This is a genomic window from Monashia sp. HAY1-2A, assembly GCF_056755315.1.
The window spans coordinates 1-14,682 of the sequence record NZ_JBNDHY010000110.1; the positions used below are offsets into that span (position 1 = coordinate 1).

Annotated in this window: 14 protein-coding genes; 9 read left to right on the forward strand and 5 right to left on the reverse strand. The window is 74.0% G+C overall.

Annotation, left to right across the window (positions count from 1 at the left end):
• The first annotated feature begins 58 nt into the window (after positions 1-58).
• Positions 59-1,009 (forward strand): acyl-CoA thioesterase, encoded by a 951-nt coding sequence (locus ACPYOM_RS15550; protein WP_481346653.1) that lies wholly within the window; start codon positions 59-61, stop codon positions 1,007-1,009.
• A 138-nt stretch (positions 1,010-1,147) separates the two neighbouring features.
• Here the strand turns inward: ACPYOM_RS15550 and ACPYOM_RS15555 are convergent, their stop codons facing one another.
• Both ACPYOM_RS15555 and ACPYOM_RS15560 read right to left on the reverse strand, forming a co-directional pair.
• The gene (locus tag ACPYOM_RS15555; RefSeq protein WP_481346654.1) at positions 1,148-3,331 is read right to left on the reverse strand and encodes a hypothetical protein; all 2,184 of its coding nucleotides are present in this window, start codon (positions 3,329-3,331) and stop codon (positions 1,148-1,150) included.
• Between the two features lie 171 nt (positions 3,332-3,502).
• Positions 3,503-4,423 (reverse strand): DNA-3-methyladenine glycosylase family protein, encoded by a 921-nt coding sequence (locus ACPYOM_RS15560; RefSeq protein WP_481346655.1) that lies wholly within the window; start codon positions 4,421-4,423, stop codon positions 3,503-3,505.
• A gap of 133 nt (positions 4,424-4,556) precedes the next feature.
• Between ACPYOM_RS15560 and ACPYOM_RS15565 the strand changes: the two genes are divergently transcribed.
• Both ACPYOM_RS15565 and ACPYOM_RS15570 read left to right on the forward strand, forming a co-directional pair.
• Positions 4,557-5,300 (forward strand): DUF3105 domain-containing protein, encoded by a 744-nt coding sequence (locus tag ACPYOM_RS15565; protein ID WP_481346656.1) that lies wholly within the window; start codon positions 4,557-4,559, stop codon positions 5,298-5,300.
• 67 nt (positions 5,301-5,367) lie between these two features.
• Positions 5,368-5,808: a nitroreductase family deazaflavin-dependent oxidoreductase gene (locus ACPYOM_RS15570; protein WP_481342839.1), complete on the forward strand. Its 441-nt coding sequence runs from the start codon at positions 5,368-5,370 to the stop codon at positions 5,806-5,808.
• A gap of 94 nt (positions 5,809-5,902) precedes the next feature.
• Here ACPYOM_RS15570 and ACPYOM_RS15575 read toward each other — a convergent pair whose 3' ends face one another.
• A complete protein-coding gene (locus ACPYOM_RS15575) occupies positions 5,903-6,871 on the reverse strand; it encodes a lysylphosphatidylglycerol synthase domain-containing protein (RefSeq protein WP_481346657.1) in 969 nt (322 codons plus the stop codon).
• 48 nt (positions 6,872-6,919) lie between these two features.
• Positions 6,920-8,995 (reverse strand): glycosyltransferase, encoded by a 2,076-nt coding sequence (locus tag ACPYOM_RS15580; protein WP_481346658.1) that lies wholly within the window; start codon positions 8,993-8,995, stop codon positions 6,920-6,922.
• A gap of 100 nt (positions 8,996-9,095) precedes the next feature.
• On the opposite strand from ACPYOM_RS15580, the gene ACPYOM_RS15585 reads away from it, so the two are divergent.
• Genes ACPYOM_RS15585 through ACPYOM_RS15600 form a run of 4 tightly spaced genes read left to right on the forward strand, consistent with a single transcriptional unit; the run spans position 9,096 to position 12,218 of the window.
• The gene (locus ACPYOM_RS15585; RefSeq protein WP_481342834.1) at positions 9,096-9,794 is read left to right on the forward strand and encodes a glycosyltransferase family 2 protein; all 699 of its coding nucleotides are present in this window, start codon (positions 9,096-9,098) and stop codon (positions 9,792-9,794) included.
• The gene (locus ACPYOM_RS15590; RefSeq protein WP_481346659.1) at positions 9,791-10,270 is read left to right on the forward strand and encodes a DUF2304 family protein; all 480 of its coding nucleotides are present in this window, start codon (positions 9,791-9,793) and stop codon (positions 10,268-10,270) included. Before ACPYOM_RS15585 ends, ACPYOM_RS15590 begins: the two co-directional genes overlap by 4 nt.
• Positions 10,260-11,483, forward strand: a complete 1,224-nt coding sequence (locus ACPYOM_RS15595) for an LCP family protein (RefSeq protein WP_481346660.1) — start codon at positions 10,260-10,262, stop codon at positions 11,481-11,483. Before ACPYOM_RS15590 ends, ACPYOM_RS15595 begins: the two co-directional genes overlap by 11 nt.
• Before the next feature lie 6 nt (positions 11,484-11,489).
• On the forward strand, positions 11,490-12,218 hold the full coding sequence (locus ACPYOM_RS15600) for a TIGR03089 family protein (protein ID WP_481346661.1): 729 nt from the start codon (positions 11,490-11,492) through the stop codon (positions 12,216-12,218).
• A gap of 28 nt (positions 12,219-12,246) precedes the next feature.
• On the opposite strand, the gene ACPYOM_RS15605 is transcribed toward ACPYOM_RS15600, so the two are convergent.
• Positions 12,247-12,738, reverse strand: coding sequence for a peptidoglycan-binding domain-containing protein (locus tag ACPYOM_RS15605; RefSeq protein ID WP_481342830.1), 492 nt, complete (start codon positions 12,736-12,738; stop codon positions 12,247-12,249).
• 269 nt (positions 12,739-13,007) lie between these two features.
• Here ACPYOM_RS15605 and ACPYOM_RS15610 point away from each other — a divergent pair, with 269 nt between their 5' ends.
• Positions 13,008-13,844, forward strand: a complete 837-nt coding sequence (locus ACPYOM_RS15610; RefSeq protein ID WP_481346662.1) for a CoA transferase subunit A — start codon at positions 13,008-13,010, stop codon at positions 13,842-13,844.
• A gap of 1 nt (position 13,845) precedes the next feature.
• A complete protein-coding gene (locus ACPYOM_RS15615; RefSeq protein WP_481346663.1) occupies positions 13,846-14,502 on the forward strand; it encodes a 3-oxoacid CoA-transferase subunit B in 657 nt (218 codons plus the stop codon).
• Positions 14,503-14,682 lie beyond the last annotated feature (180 nt).

Sequence of the window (14,682 nt, forward strand, 5' to 3'; positions counted from 1 at the left end):
GTCTGCCACCCTCGGACGCAGGCCCCGACCGCCGGGACGAGCCAGCCGAGGAGACGCCATGCCACGCGGTGCCCGAGAGATCACGCTGCGGTTCCTCGCCGCGCCGACCGACGCCGGCTACTCGGGCACCGTCGGTGGTGGACGCGTCCTCGAGTGGATCGACAAGGCGGGCTACGCCGCAGCCGCAGGGTGGAGCGGCACCTACAGCGTCACCGCCTACGTCGGCAACGTCCGGTTCACGCGGCCCGTCGAGGTCGGTGACCTCGTCGAGGCGACCGCGCGCATCGTGCACACCGGCACGTCGAGCATGCACATCCACGTCACCGTGTCGGCCGGCAACCCGCGCGTGGGCGACCTGCAGCCGACGACCGAGTGCCTCATGGTCTTCGTGGCGGTCGACGCCGACGGCAGACCGACACCGGTGCCGGTCTACGAGCCGCAGACCGGGGCCGAGCGTGTCCGGCAGGAGGCCGCCGTCGCGCGGATCGGCCTGCGCGCCGACATCGCCGAGGCGATGAGAGCCCAGACCTACAGCGACGCCGGCACCGCGCCGCGCGTCGTCCTGCGCTTCCTCGCCGCCCCGACCGACGTCAACTGGGGCGGCAAGGTGCACGGCGGGATCGTCATGCGGTGGATCGACGAGGCCGCCCACGTCCTCACCACGAGGTGGACCGGCAGCGCCGCCAACGTCGCCGTCTACGCCGGCGGCGTCCGGTTCTACCGGCCGCTGCGGATCGGCCACCTCGTCGAGGTCGAGGCGCGGCTGCTGCTCACGGGCACCTCGAGCATGCACATCAGCGTGCACGTCCGCTCCGGCGACCCCGCCACGGGCGACCTCGACCTGACGACCCACTCGCTCATCGTCTTCGTCCCGCTGGACGCGGAGGGGCGCGCCGTCCCGGCCCGGCCGTGGCACCCGGTCACCGACGAGGACACCGCCCTGCGCGACCACGCCCTCGAGCTCGTCAAGCTGCGCAACCGGGTCGCCGAGGAGCGTCACATCCCCTGACCCGCACGGCCCACCGCCGTCAGCTCGGACGGGACGTCGTCGATCGGCTCGTGCGGCGACCTCGACCGGGTAGCGCACGGGCCCGGCACCCCAGACAGGATGCCGGGCCCGGCGTCGTGCGGCCGTGTCGGGCGGGTCTCAGGCGGTGAAGGACAACCCGTTCCAGCCGGTGCCGACGCGGTAGACGTCACCCGAGGAGAAGGCGCCGTCGCCGGTCATCTCGTAGCTGATGAGCGTGCCGTCCTTGATGCGTGCCCAGAACATCGGTCGTCCGTAGGTCACCTCGCTGACCGCCAGGCCGGTGAACGAGCCCCACCCGGAGCCGATCTGGCGCCGCGCGAGGAAGCCACCGGTGCCGTTGCCCGGGTACAGCCACAGGCGGCCGTAGCCGTCGCGGGCCACGAGGTCCGCGCGGTTGTCGAAGTCGACGTCGCCCGTGCCGAGCAGGGCGTTCATCCCACCCCAGCCCGAGCCGAGCTGGACGCGAGCAGCGAGCGTGCCGCGGCCGGTGCCCGGGTAGAGCCAGAGCCGGCCGGCGCCGTCGCGGGCGACGAGGTCGGCCTTGTCGTCACCGTTCCAGTCGCCGGGAGCGACGAGCGTGTAGCCGTTCCAGCCGGTGCCGAGGGCGGTCCGCGCCGCGAAGCCACCGGCAGCCTTGCCCCGGTAGAGCCAGAGCGCGCCGTTGCCGTCGCGGCCGACGAGGTCGGCCTGGTCGTCACCGTTGAGGTCGCCGGCGGCGAGGATCGCCGTGAAGCCGCCCCAGCCGGCGCCGATCTTCGTGCGCCCGCTCAGGGTCCCGCCGACGTTGCGGTAGGCCCAGAGGTAGCCGCTGCTGTCGCGCGCGACGACGTCGTGGTGCGCCTCCGCGACGAAGTCGGACGTGCCCTTGCTCTGCGGCTGGCGGACGTCCCAGCCGGCGACCGTCGAGGAGACGCGCTCGGCGCCGATCGGCGTCAGCGTGTCGGTGCCGCCGACGACCGGCTGGGCGACGTAGACGCCGGCCGTGTACGAGCTCGGGTCACTGGAGTCAGGGGTGTCGCGCTCGACGAAGAGCGTGCCGTCGGGGCTGAAGCGCGGCTGGTAGTAGAGGTCCGTCGTCGACGTGCGGACGTCCGTGACGGTACCGGTGGCGACCCGCTTGCGCAGGGCATGCGTCGTGCCGTCCGACCACGCGAACCAGATCGAGCCGTCGGGGCCGACCTCCGGCGTGAAGCCGCCGTCGGTCCCGCTGATCGGCGTCACGGTCGAGCACGTGGCGCACACGAGTCCGAGGCCCTCGGAGGCGGTGCCGTACGTCGACACGACGAGCGTCGTGCCGTCGGCGCGCCAGACCGGCTCGGCGATGCGGGTGGACGTGGTGAGGATGCGCACGGTGTGCGCGCCGAAGACGTCGACGAAGCCGAGGCCCTGGGCCTGGCCCGCCGTGTCGTAGCGGGCGAAGGCGAGCGTCTGGCCGTCGGGCGAGAACGCCGGGTCCGCCGGGAAGGCGGAGGTGCCGAGGTCGACCGTGAAGACGACGGCTCCGGTCGAGGCCTTGCGCACGTCGAGCACTGCCCTGTGCGTCGCCGAGTCGATGACGCGGGTCGCGGCCACGAGGCGCCCGTCGGTCGAGAACGCCGGCGAGACGAACTCCGAGGTGGAGACCCGGTCACCGAGGTTCCAACGGCTCTGCTGGAACAGGCCGCCCGACCCGGCGACCACCGCGTCGGCGTCACCCCAGCCGTCCTCGGTCCACGTGCCGTACCAGCCGGGGTCGACGCAGTCGAGCAGGGTCGAGGTGCCGTTCTTGGCGACGACGCGGTACTGGTAGCCGACGCGCTGGTTGACACCGCGGTCGGTCACGACGCCGGAGGCCCCGTTCACGGTGCCGACCGTGCGCCACGTGCCGCCCTCACGCTGGCGCAGCAGCGTCAGCGTCGTCGCGCCGGTGTAGGCGACGTGGACGACGGAGCGCTCGGCGAGCACGTTGGGGTCGACGACGCCGTCGGCGCAGTCCACCGCGGCGGTGGTGCTCGTGGACGAGGCCGCGAGCCGCACGCCGGCCGGGCTGGACGTGGCGATGCGTCCCTGGGCGTCACGGGTCCCGTCGAGCGGGGCGTCCTCCGCGGCCGGTGACGTGGAGACGCGGTGGCTGCGCGAGGATGCCTCGCCACCGGCCACCCGGCCGGTGACGAGCTGGCCCGTGCGGGACCGCAGCGCGTCGAGGTCGGTGCTCGCGCCGGACGACAGCGCGGTCGCGGGTCCGGCGAGAGCAAGGGGTGCAAGCGTCGCGGCCGCGATGCCGAGGGCGAGGGCGCGTGCCCCCGTCAGATGACGAGCCAACTGAGGGCCGCCTTTCAGATCAGTGGGTCTGGTGCGGTGGCTCCCGGAGGGCCGACGCGGACTCTATGCCACGAAGCAGACATCCGGAGCAGAACGCGAGGTTCGGCCCATTCCGACCGGACGCACGCCGGAACCCCGGACCGAACCCGGCGCCGGGTGGGCGGGTGCCGGTCAGCGGCGCGTCGGCAGGTGGGTCCGGGGGGCCATTCGGGGGGCGCGGCGCGGCCGGCGGTGCCCGGCCAGGCCGAGCAGGTGCTGGACCCGGTAGCGGTGGCCGCGGTAGGGCTCGAGCAGCTCCTCGAGCCCGGCGTCGTCGAGCGGCCTGCCGGTCAGGGCCCAGCCGACGTCCTTGGCCACGTGGTAGTCGCCGAACGACACGGCGTCGGCGTCGCCGAGGGCCCGCTGCGCCGTCTCGGCGTAGGTCCAGACGCCGACGCCGGGCAGCGCGCGAAGGCGGCGGCGTGCCTCGTCGAGGGGCAGCCGCGTCGCCTCCTCGAGCCGCCCGGCGTACCCGGCGGCACGCACGACGGCCCCCGACCGGGCGCCGTCGACCGACGCCTGCAGCCAGGCCCACGACGGGACCGCCGCCCAGCCGCCGGCCGTCGGCGGTGCCTGCAGTCGTGGGAACGGGCCGGGGGCCGGCTGCCCGAAGCGTCTCACGAGCACCCGGTACGCGGAGAAGGCCTCCTGCCCGGTGACCTTCTGCTCGATGACCGCCGGGGCGAGCGCGTCGAGCACCAGCCCGGAGCGCGGCACCCGCCAGTGCGCGAACCGGCGCCACGCGTCGGCCAGCGGTGCGTGCACCGGCTCGAAGCCGGCCGGGTCGTCGTCGTCGCCGAGCAGCGCCGGGACCGACTCGAGGAGCCAGGCCGCGCCCGGCCCCCAGGCGCGGGCCTGCACCTCGCCCGTGCCCGGCAGGCATGCCAGGTGCAGGGTCCCGACGCCGTCCGGCGTCTGCGAGGCCCGAGCCGTCGAACCGTCCGGGCCCCACCAGGACGTCGGGTCACCCGCTCCCCGGCGGAAGACGCCGAGCTGCGCACGCAGGGCGATCTGCCGGTCCGTGCGCCACAGCCGGGTCAGGGGTTCGGGCACGCACACCATCCTCGCCTACACTCGGCACCGTCGTTGACGGGCACGTGGATGGGCACGGGCCCCGGCGCCGGCAGCTCACCCTGCGCCCACCCCCACGCTGCCCGAGCGGCGGCCACACAGAGGAAGAGGACCGATGGCCCGCGAGACGAGCCGAGACCGCCGCGAACGCGTCGCCGCCATGCAGGCCGCCCAGAAGCGGGCCGAACGCCGCCGCGTCCTCGTCCTCATCGCGGCGTGCGTCGCCGTCATCGGGGTCATCGGCGCGGCCGTCGCCTGGGCCGTCGTCGGCGAGCAGAGCAAGAAGGACCAGGCCCTGGCCAGCATCTCCGGTGACGTCGCGTCGGCCGGCTGCGACCCCGTGACCAACGACCCCGCCACCGGCTCGAGCGAGCACGTCGGCCCCGGCACCGACCAGCCGGACCTGACGAAGGTCCAGTACTCGACCGTTCCCCCGTCGAGCGGCAAGCACTTCGCCGTCCCCGCCGTGGACAAGCGGCGCGTCTACACGACCGCCGACGTGCCCGCCGTCGAGACGCTCGTCCACAACCTCGAGCACGGCTACACGATCCTCTGGTACGACCCCTCCGTGGAGAAGGCTCAGGCCGCGAGCTTCCAGGCGCTTGCGACCAAGGTCAACGCGATGAAGGAGTCGGCGAACAAGTTCCTCGTCGTGCCGTGGGACACCACGCGCGGGGCCTTCCCGGCCGGCAAGAAGTACGCGCTGTCGCACTGGTCGGCCGACGTCGACCCGTCGACCGGCCAGGTCTCCAAGCAGATGGGCCACCGCCAGCTGTGCGCGGGTCTGAGCACGCAGGTCGTCGAGACCTTCGTCAAGCAGCACCCGTGGAGCTCGGCGCCCGAGCCCGGCGCCGCCTGACGCGCGGGCCGCCACTCACGCACGGTCCGGCAGAGGATCGCGCCGCCGCTCGGGTTAAGGTCCCGACATGGCGACGAACGGCGACTACGTCCCCAGCCCGAGCGGCTGGGTGCGCAAGCAGGTCGAGGAGATCGAGCGGACGGGTACCACGGACTCGGTGCACATCATGCAGCGCCCTGTGGTCCTGCTGACGATGCGGGGTGCCAGGACCGGAGCGGTGCGCAAGGTCCCGGTCATGCGCGTCGAGCACGACGGCGTCTTCGCGGCGGTGGCCAGCAAGGGCGGTGCGCCGGAGCACCCGCAGTGGTACCGCAACCTCAAGGCCCACCCCGACATCGAGCTGCAGGCGGGCACGGAGACGGTCCCGGTCCGCGCCCGGGAGCTGTCCGGCTCCGAGCGTGAACGGTGGTGGGAGCGGTGCGTCGCGGCCTACCCGCCGTACGCGGAGTACCAGACCAAGACCGACCGGCTCATCCCGGTCTTCGTCCTCGAGCCCCGCACGCCCTGAGACGCCCGGCCTCCGTCGGGTCGAGGTGGTCCGTCCGCCCTCCCACCGGGGCACAGGCGCCCCTGGTGTGGACCGGTCCGGACCTGTCCCGGGGTCAGACGGCCAGGTCCTCCGGGTCGGGGGCGACCGCGTCGCGCCGCTTGCTCACGAGGTGGTGCGAGCGGGCGTAGAGCCAGCCGCCGAGAGCGGCCAGGACGTCGACGACGGTGACGATGAACCGCGACATGATCGCGACGGCCGCGGCGGCCGGCGTCGGGATGGCGGTGGAGAGGATGAGCGTCAGCAGGCCCTCCCGGGCACCGAGACCGGCCGGCAGGATGACGGTGAGCATGCCGAGCGAGACCGACAGCGCATACCCGGTGACCGAGGCGAGGTTCAGGTTGTCGTGACCGGAGCCGTCGGCGACGGCCCGTGCGAGCAGCAGCGTGTGCACCCCGAAGCAGAGCCAGACGCCGATGAAGCTCGCGACGGCGCGAAGCACCGCGCCCCCGGACAGGTCGTGCTCGAGCGGCGGCCGGCGCAGCAGCCGCAGTCCCAGGCCGATGATGGCGTTGAGCAGGCGCGGGACGCAGAGCACGACGAGCAGCGGCACCCCGAGCAGCAGCCACCAGTCGAAGCCCTCGGCCGACCGGGTCAGCAGGTACGAGGCGGCCGGCAGGCCGACGAGGAAGCCGGTCAGCAGGGCGAGCCCGAGCGCGAGCAGGCCCGTGACGGCGGTGCGCCGGCGGGGCACCCGCAGGTGCGCGGCGATGTCCGCCTGGACGAGCACCGACCACAGCGACCCGGGCAGGTACTTGCCGAGCTGTCCGACGAAGTAGACGCCCGAGGCCGGCGCCAGGTGCAGGTCGGAGCCGAGGTCGCGCAGGATGATCCGCCAGCCGATCATCGTCAGCCACGTGCCGACGGCGGCGGCGAGCGTGGACCACGCGAACGTCGCGAGCGAGATCTTGTCGAGGTGCACCGACACGTCGGACCAGTTGCGGGCGACGGCGTAGACGACGGCGGCGAGCGTGACCACCGCGATGGTCACGCGCAGGACGGCGAAGAGCTTCTTCCGGGTCATGTCCGGGACATCATCCCAGTGCATCCTGCATGCCGGCGCACCGCGTCCTCAGCGGCGTCGCAACGTGAGCCGTACGAGGCCGTACGCCGCGTCGGACGCGCGGGCCCGGGCCGCGGCCTCGCGCATCCGGGCCGTGACGTCGCCGTCGAGGTCGCCGACGAGGACGAACCCGAGGTCGTGCGCCCGGGCGATGATGCCGCGCACGTCGGCCGGCCCGACGGTCCCCTCGACGCCCACGGGGCCGAGGGGCACCGTGACGACGAGCAGGCCGCCGGAGCGCAGCGCCCACGAGGCCTGCTCGAGGACGTGGTCGACGTCGTCGGCATCGCACCCGCGCGGGTGGATCCGCACGATGACGTCGAGCGAGCCGGTGTCGACGTCGAGGGCCGCGACGCTCGGCTGGGCGCCGGTGAAGTCGATCTCGACGGGCGCGAACCCGACGGCGCGGGCCCACCGCGACAGCAGCGAGCGGCTGCCGGTCTCGTCGACGACGACGGCGCTGCGGCGCCCGTCGTCCCGCACGCGCAGGATCGCGGCGAGCGCGCCGAGCGCTGCCCAGGCCGCGACGGCGTCGCGGGCCCACGGCAGGCCGAGGTCGCGGGCGAGGCGCCGGGCGTCGTCGGCCTCGTCGGGGTCACCGAGGACGTCGGTCGACAGCACCCACTCGGGCAGGTCGCGCGCGCCGAGCCGGACGACGTCCCGCCGCGAGGCGACGGCCCGCTGCGCGGTGCGCCGCGCAGCGCGGCGGGCGGCGCGCGCCAGCTGGACGCCCCGGCGTCCGCCGCCGGCCGCGAGGACGGACGCGGCGCGCACCGCCCGCTCCCCTGCGCCGGATGCGGTGGGCGTCGGCTCGCCGGCGGCTGCAGGTGCCGAGGTGCCGGACGGCTCGGACGCGTCGGCGCCCCCCGCCACCGCCCAGGGTCCGTCGAACCCGCCTGCCGCAGAGACGGACTCGTCGGCCGAGAGCGCCTCGACCGTGCCGAGGTAGTGCGCCCACGGCCCCGACAGGTCGGGGGTCTGGACGCCGTCGGCGAGGCGGCGTCGCAGGTCCGGGTCACCGAGCCGGCGCAGTGCGCCGGCGAGCGCCCGCTCGTCCTCCGGAGGCACGAGGAGCCCGTTGACGCCGTCGTCGACCTGCTGCGAGAACGGTGCGATGTCGGAGGCCAGGACGGGCAGGCCGTGGGCGTGGCCGAGCACGACGTTCTGCGACGCCGTCGCGGACCGGTACGGCAGCGCGAGCACGTCGTGGTCGGCGAGGAGTGCGGCGAGCGCGTCGGCCGGCACGTACCCGTCGCGGATCTCGACGCGGCCGGCCAGCGCCGGGTCGGAGGCGAGCCGGCCGATGACGCCCCGGTTGGGGCCCCAGATCTCCCCCGCGATCGTCAGGGTGACGTCGGGCACCGAGCGCATGGCGCGCAGCAGCACGTCGATGCCCTTGTACTCGCGGACGAGCCCCAGCGCGAGCAGCCGGGTGGGGCCGCTGCGGGCGTCACGGCTGATCGGCTCCCCGCCGGGCAGGTGCGGCGGCAGGTCGGCGACGGACACGCGCCGGGCGCCGAGGTCGTGGGCGATGCGGGCCTGCTCGGTGCTGTGCACCAGCGTGGAGTCGACCCGCGAGAAGAGCAGCGACATGAGCCGGGCGTCGCCTGGGTGCGCCTCGTGCGGCAGGACGTTGTGGCACACGACGACGGACCGCGGGCGCGGGCCGGGCAGGCCCGGGACGGCTCCGGCGGCGCGCAGCAGCGCCAGGTGCGCCGGCACGACGGGGGGCATGACGTGCACGACGAGGATGGCGTCGACGTCGCGCAGGCGTCTCCCGACGCGGACCCACGTGTCGGGACGGGCCCAGCTCAGCGCCCGCACGGTGCGCGGGTACGGCGGCACCTCGGGCACGCCCGCCGGCACGGTGCCCTCGGCGCGCCGCAGCCGGGACGGGTAGAGGTGCGACCACGACACGAGGGTCACGTCGTGGCCGGCGTCCGTGAGGTGGTGCGCGAGCATCGTCGTGTGTGCCGCGACCCCGCCCTTGTGCGGGTGGGTCGGTCCGACCACGGCGATCCGAAGGGCCGCCGACCCGGGACCCGGTGCCTCGACCCGCGTGCTGTGCGAAAGGGCGTCCGTCATGGTGGTCCGACTCTAGTTCTCCGGGGACGTGCGGCAACGCGCCGCGCGGACGGCCGGGGCGCGCGTGTCGGGGCGCGGTGGCCCGCTCTACGCTGGGCGTGTGCAGAACGAGGACGTGTGGCTGGTGGTGCCGCTCTACAACGAGGCCACCGTCATCGGCGACGTCGTCCGCGAGGCCCGGCTGACCTTCCCCAAGGTCGTCTGCGTCGACGACGGGTCGAGGGACCGTTCCGCCGAGATCGCCGAGCAGGCGGGTGCCGCGGTCGTGCGCCACCCGGTCAACCTGGGTCAGGGGGCCGCGCTGCAGACCGGCTTCGACTACGCCCTCGCCGACCCGGCGATGCGCTACGTGGTCACCTACGACGCCGACGGCCAGCACCAGGTGCACGACGTCGACGTCATGCTGCACCGGGCCCGCGGCGACGACCTGCGCGAGGGCGTGCGCGTCGTCTTCGGCTCGCGGTTCCTCGACGAGCGCACCGAGGCCTCCCTGATGAAGAAGCTCGTCCTGCGCGCGGCCGTCGCCTACACGAACGCCACGACCGGCACCCGCCTGACCGACGCCCACAACGGCCTGCGCGTCCTGCACCGCGACGTCGTCGAACGGCTCGACATCACCCAGAACCGGATGGCCCACGCGAGCGAGCTGGTGGCCCAGATCGGGGCCATGCGCTTCGGCGGCGAGCGGGTCGACTACGCGGAGGAGCCCGTGCACATCCTCTACACCGACTACAGCCGGGCCAAGGGCCAGTCGCTGTGGAACGCCGTCAACATCCTCGCGGAGCTGATCTGGCGATGAGCCGGCAGAGCCTCATCCAGATCCTGCTCATCGCGGGCGTCGTCACTGTCGCGTGGCGGCTGCTCGCCGGGTCGGGGCAGCGCACGCAGGCGGTGCGGCGCCTCGGCCTGCTCGTCCTGCTCGGGCTCGTCGTCTACTCGATCATCGACCCGAGCAAGACGTGGACGAACCTCGCCAAGGCGCTCGGGGTCGGCCGCGGCGCCGACCTCATCCTCTACGGGCTCGCCGTCGCCTTCTTCGGCTTCGTCGTCACGACGTTCAAGCGGTTCCGGGCGATGGAGACCCGCTACACCCGCCTGGCCCGCCGGATCGCCCTCGACGAGGCGACGCCGGCCGCCGTCCACGCCGCCGCCGTGTCCGCCGCGGGCACGCTCGAGGAGGTCGTCGAGGCCGGCCCGGACCCGGCCACGCCGAACCCTGCGACACTGGCCGTCACGCCCCCGTCCCCGACCACGAGAGCAGCCGATGCCGACTGACCCCAGCCGTCGGCGTCCGCGCGACGACGACGCCTACGTCGTCGACACGCGGCGCCGCATCAAGCGACCCGACCGCGGCGGGCTGCCGAGCAGCTCGGGTGTCGGAGGTGGCGGAGGCGGCGGCGGCGGCGGAGGCGGCGTCCCGGCCGCACCGGCACTGCGTCAGCGGGGGGCGCGTGACCGGGAACAGCCTGAGCGGGCGCCGCGCGAGCCCGGCTACCGCTGGCGCAAGGGCCGCGTCGCGCTGCTCGTCGTCGGGCTCGTCGTGCTCGCGTGGCTCGCCTTCCTCGTCTGGGTGCCGGTACAGGCGTGGGACAGCGTCGCCCGGGTCGACAACGTCCCCGCCGGCGAACGTCCCGTCGACACCTCCGGCTACAACTACCTCCTCGTCGGCTCCGACAGCCGCGCCGGGCTGACCAAGGAGCAGAAGAAGAAGTACGCCACCGGCAACGCCGAGGGCCAGCGCACCGACACGATCATGCTCGTGCACGTCTCAGACAGCGGCGGCAAGCCGGTCATGGTGTCCCTGCCGCGCGACTCGTGGGTACCGATCCCCGGTCACGGGTCGAACAAGATCAACGCGGCCTTCGCCATGGGCGGCCCGAAGCTGCTCACCGAGACCGTCGAGACCGTCACCGGTGTCCACGTCGACGGCTACCTCGAGATCGGGTTCGGCGGCTTCGCGGGCCTCGTCGACGCCGTGGACGGCGTCGACATCTGCGTGCCGCGCGACATGAAGGACAAGAAGGCCGGCATCGACCTCAAGAAGGGCTGCCAGACCCTCGACGGCGGCAACGCGCTCGGCTACGTCCGCTCGCGCTACGAGGACCCGATGGGCGACATCGGCCGCGCCGCCCGACAGCGCCAGTTCCTCGGCGCACTCATGAAGAAGGTCGCCACCCCGGCCACCGTCCTCGTCCCGTGGCGCTACAAGCAGACGGCGGACGCGTCCGCGGCGGGTCTGGCCGTCGGTGAGCAGACGGGTCTGCTCGACGCCTTCCGCGTGCTCCGGGCGATGCGGGCGGTGAGCGCCGACCAGGGCCTGTCGCTCAGCGTCCCGACCTCCGACCTGTCCTACCGGACGCCGGGCGGCGCGCTCGCCGTCAAGTGGGACACCGACAAGGCCAAGGCCCTCTTCAAGGCCCTCAAGGACGACGATCCCCTGACCGAGCCCCCGCCGGGCACCACGGTCGAGGGCGCGTCGAACGGCTGAGCCGCCATGCCGTCCCCGCTGCTGCCCGCCGACGTGCTGGCCCGCCTCTTCGCCGCCGACGCGACGCGTCCGCGCCTGACGTGGTACGACGACGAGCCCGGCCCCACCGCCGGCGAGCGTATCGAGCTGTCGGCCCGCGTCCTGGGCAACTGGGTGGCCAAGGCGGCCAACCTCCTGCAGGACGACCTGTCCGCCGAGCCCGGCACGACCGTCGGGCTCGACCTGCCGACGCACTGGCGCGCCCTCTACTGGGCCCTCGCCGCCTGGTCGGTCGGCGCGGAGGTCGTCGTCGGTGACGCCGCGACCGGGGCCGACGTGCTCGTCACCGCGTCGGCGCAGGCGGCGGCCGCCCACGGCCGCGACGCCGTGCTCGTCGCCCTGCCGGCCCTGGCCCGCAGCCACCCCGAGGCCGGCGAGGCCCCCGCAGCGGTCGACGAGGCGCGCGAGCTGTCCACGCACGGTGACGTCTTCGCGCCGCTCGCCGACCCCGAGCCTTCCGACGTCGCGCTCGCGACGGGCTCGGGGACGCTGACCTACGGCGAGGTCGTCGTGCCCGACCCCGCGTGGGGCGGGCAGCCCCGCGTGGCGCTCCGCGGGCCGCTCGACGTCGTGCTGCGCCGGTGCCTCGCAGCGTGGGCCGCCGACGGCTCGGTCGTCCTGGAGCGCGGGTCGGGCACCGACCCGACTCCGGGACGGCACGCGTCCGAGGGTGTCACGGTGGACGCCCCGGCCTGACCCTCGCCGGACGGTGGCTGCGCGCCCGTCAGGCGGAGAGGCGGTCGAACAGGGTCCACGTCCGGGACGCGACGACCCCCGTGCTGGCCAGCCCCGCCCTCGCCTGGGCGGCCTTGACGGCCTCCCGCGTCGCGCGGTCGAAGACGCCGGTGGCCGGCACACCGAGGAGCCGCTGGACGGCGAGGACCTGCGGGCCCGCGTCACCGACGCGCAGCACCGTGGAGCGGCTGCCGACGAACGGGAAGTCGCGGGCCTCGAGCACGTCCCACACGTCGGGGGTGACGACGCCCGTCTGGGGCAGCGCGCGGGAGCGCTGGAGGGCGAGGACGCGGTCGCGGGTCACCGGCCCGAAGACGCCGTCGACGGGGACGCCGCCGAGGGCCCGCTGCAGGACCCGCACGACGGCCCCGCGCGCGCCCAGGCCCAGTGTCAGGTCCTTGTACGCGGTGTACGCGGTGCCGACCTCGACGCGCGCGACACCGGCATGGGGCTGTCGGGGCGCTGCGGCGTGGGTCGTCATGGTGGCTCCTCCGTGGCCTCGGTGGCCTCGATGCGCCGGGCCGGGGGCGGCGTCGCCCTCCCGCGACACCACTCCCGCCCCGTGTACTCCTTCGGCACCATTTATGCACTCCCGTCACATGGTCCACAACGGGTTCGCCGGAATTACAGGACTGGAATTCGCGGCCGTCTCCCCTCGTCCGCGCACGTGCCCGCAACCCACCACCTCCGGCCCTCGTGTGGGTCGCCCCCACGGCCGCGGCGGCCACCGACGCGGATAGAGTCCGACCCATGGACAAAGTCGTCTCCACCCCCCAGGAGGCCATCGCCGGGATCCGCGACGGCATGTCGCTGTCGGTCGGCGGTTTCGGCCTCTGTGGCATCCCCTCCGTGCTCATCGCAGCCATCCACGACGCCGGCCTGACCGACCTCGAGGCCGTGTCGAACAACTGCGGCGTCGACGACTGGGGCCTGGGCATCCTGCTGCGTGACAAGCGGATCCGCCGGATGGTCAGCTCGTACGTCGGTGAGAACAAGGAGTTCGAGCGGCAGTACCTGTCCGGCGAGCTGGAGGTGGAGCTGACGCCCCAGGGCACGTTGGCCGAGCGCCTGCGCGCGGGTGGCTCCGGGATCGCGGCGTTCTTCACGATGACCGGGGTCGGCACCCAGATCGCCGAGGGCGGTCTGCCGTGGCGCTACGACGCCGACGGCGGCGTGGCCGTCTCCTCGCCGCCGAAGCAGACCCAGGACTTCGAGTGGATGGGCGAGACGAAGACGTTCGTCCTCGAGCAGGCCATCACGACCGACTTCGGGCTCGTTCGCGCCGCGAAGGGCGACCGGCACGGCAACCTCGTCTTCCACGAGTCGGCGCGCAACTTCAACCCGCTGTGCGCCATGGCCGGACGCGTCACCGTCGCGGAGGTCGAGCAGCTCGTCGAGCCGGGCGAGCTCGACCCCGACGCGGTCCACCTGCCCGGCATCTTCGTCCAGCGGGTCCTGCCGCTGACCCCCGAGCAGGCGGTCACCAAGCGCATCGAGCGCCGCACCGTCCGCCCGCGGGCCGACCAGGGCAGCGGTGGAGCCGGCGCCGGCAGCGAGACCCCCGCGACCTCGAGCAAGGAGGCCTGAGATGGCGCTGACCCGTGAGCAGATGGCGGCGCGCGCCGCCGCCGAGCTGGCCGACGGCGCATACGTCAACCTCGGCATCGGCCTGCCGACGCTCGTGCCCAACTACGTGCCCGACGACGTCGAGATCGTCCTGCAGTCCGAGAACGGCATCCTCGGCGTCGGTGCCTACCCGCTCGACGGCGAGGAGGACCCCGACCTCATCAACGCGGGCAAGGAGACCGTCACCCTGCGCAAGGGGGCGGCGTTCTTCGACTCGGCGACGAGCTTCGGCATGATCCGTGGCGGCAAGGTCGATGCCGCGATCCTCGGCGCGATGCAGGTCAGCGAGGGCGGCGACATCGCGAACTGGATGATCCCCGGCAAGATGGTCAAGGGGATGGGCGGTGCGATGGACCTCGTCCACGGAGCCAAGAAGGTCATCGTGCTCATGGAGCACACGGCCAGGGACGGCTCGTACAAGATCGTCAAGGACTGCTCCCTGCCCTACACCGGCCGCGGCGTCGTCCAGCGGATCATCACCGACCTCGCGGTCCTCGACGTCACCGACGCCGGCCTCGTGCTGCGCGAGCTGGCCCCCGGTGTCACGGAGGAGGAGGTCCGGGCCAGGACCGAGCCCGAGCTGACGGTCGACCTCCAGCCGGCCCCGACGCACGGCTGAGGGCAGCTCCCCGACACCCCGTCGAACCGGCGGCGCGGCACCCTCGGGGCTGTCTCTTATACACATCTCCGAGCCCACGAGACGCGTAGTAATCTGGGGGGGTGTGTTTTTTTTTGGAGGGGGGGGGGGGGGGGGGGGGGGGGGGGGGGGGGGGGGGGGGGGGGGGGGGGGGGGGGGGGG